Origin of the sequence: Thioalkalivibrio sp. ALE23, assembly GCF_000378545.1 — a bacterium.
In the GTDB taxonomy this organism is placed as follows: Bacteria; Pseudomonadota; Gammaproteobacteria; order Ectothiorhodospirales; family Ectothiorhodospiraceae; genus Thioalkalivibrio.
The window spans coordinates 1-1,661 of record NZ_KB900075.1 but is presented as its reverse complement, the minus strand read 5'-3'; the positions used below and the strand labels follow the sequence as shown (position 1 = coordinate 1,661).

3 protein-coding genes are annotated in these 1,661 nt (G+C 62.0%); all 3 read right to left on the bottom strand.

Annotated elements, in window-relative coordinates; all coding sequences use genetic code 11:
* Positions 1-338, bottom strand: a 338-nt coding sequence (locus F573_RS0113910; RefSeq protein WP_051075397.1) for a hypothetical protein, incomplete at its 3' end; no start/stop codon positions are given.
* Positions 339-398: 60 nt separating this feature from the next.
* Positions 399-1,064: a hypothetical protein gene (locus F573_RS0113905; RefSeq protein ID WP_019023098.1), complete on the bottom strand. Its 666-nt coding sequence runs from the start codon at positions 1,062-1,064 to the stop codon at positions 399-401.
* A 57-nt stretch (positions 1,065-1,121) separates the two neighbouring features.
* A partial coding sequence (locus F573_RS15310; protein ID WP_019023097.1) for a hypothetical protein occupies positions 1,122-1,661 on the bottom strand: 540 nt, incomplete at its 5' end.

Below are 1,661 nucleotides of genomic sequence, written 5' to 3'. Positions count from 1 at the left end.
GGGTCGCTCACCCAGTCCGGTTCTTCCCCCAGGATTTCCCGGGTGACCGTCACCTTGTAAAGATGGCCCGCCGACCACTGCTGCCACATGAGCAGGGCGAAGTAGACCGTACTGCGCTCGATCGGATCGAGCTCCAGGCGGGTCTCTGGCGATAAGTTGAATCGCTCGCAGAGTTCGTCGATCTGCCCGAAGCTCAAGAGCTCCCATTCGCAGAGTTCCCGGAACCCGGGGCGTTGATGGAACATTTCTTGAATCGCCCGCAGGGCCGCGATGATCAACGGAATTTCCTTCCGACCGAAGCCCACGGTGATCGTGTCCTTCTGTGACTGCCTGGACATGGCTTTCTCCTAAAAGGGCCCCTCGGTCCTGTACCGAGGGGCGTTTACGTTGAATGACATTCAGGCGTGGGCACGATCGCCCAACGAGACGACACCGGCAGGCATCATCCCGGTCATGGCCGGTTCTTCATCCCGGTTCACGTCCGCCAGCTGGCGGGCGCGTTCCAGGTCCTGCCCGATGAACATCCGAAGCGCCGCTTCGCGACCCTTCTTCAGCTCAATCGGATCGATGTCGACCAGATCGTGATCGGCCACGTCCTCCAGCCACTCCATGGCGGCATCCAGACTGTCACTCAGCGGACCCCGCTCGGCGAAGGCCTTGCAGCCCCGCACGCGACGGGCCACCGCTTCGTGCAGCATGGGCCGGTACAGGGCCATCCCATCATCCTGGATGATGGTCTGGACGGTGCCGGCCGCCAGGCCCCAGGAAGTCCGCTCGAACTCCCATTCGGCTCGAGACCCCAGCTCCCAGACGGCGTCGAAGCAGGTGTACCCGCTCACGAGTTCGTCCAGGATCTGCGCGCCGCGCAGGGTGGACACCTCCAGGGCGCCGTCTTCGTTGCGCACGAGGGCGGCCATGGGCAGTGCATCGAGGTCATCCCCGAAGCCCTGGGCCATCTTCAGATCGTTCTCGATCCGCTCCAGACCCTCCGCATCGGCGGTGTGGGTCAGCTTGCCCCAGGCGTTCAGGGGCAGGGTGGTCATGTTGTTGTCTTCGTAGAACATGAGGTTTCTCCTTAAATAGAGCCCGGGGCCTCCCCCGGGCATGGTGGGTGGTTGGGATTACGCGGCCTGGCTGCGCTGGGCGTCGTACTGACGAATGCCCCAGATGATCGCCACGCAGGCCTGGATGAATCCTTCCGAATACTCCTCAAGGCTCACTTCCCAGAAATCCGGGAAGATTTCCTTACCTTGGTATTCGAAGTTGTGGACCGCATCGCGGGCCCGGGCTTCTCCTTCGTCCGCGAACGGCAAAAGATCATCCTCGACCGCCCGAATAAGAGCGTGCGGCTGTCCGGCTTCCCTGACGAACTCCATTACCGTCTGCTCGAATTTCTCGGGGGAGTAGTGACGGATGCCGTGCTGAGAATCGGCGGCAACACACTTCTCCGCCCAATACCCCAGCGACAACGTCATGGGGTCCCCATGGGCGCCTTGCCGGAAAAACTCGAACATATCGGGCAGCCGGCAAAACACATAGGTGCCCAGGTCGCCGCTGATGGCGATATACCCCGGCCACGTCGTCAGCGTGAAGCTGTTGATGACGGTATTCGGGGCGCTGAACCGGATGCTCCGGTACTCGCCCTCGTCCTTTTCAATCGT

Excerpts from the sequence above, each read along its gene's own strand:
- F573_RS0113905 (WP_019023098.1), bottom strand. The coding sequence starts at position 1,064 with ATGTTCTACGAAGACAACAACATGACCACCCTGCCCCTGAACGCCTGG.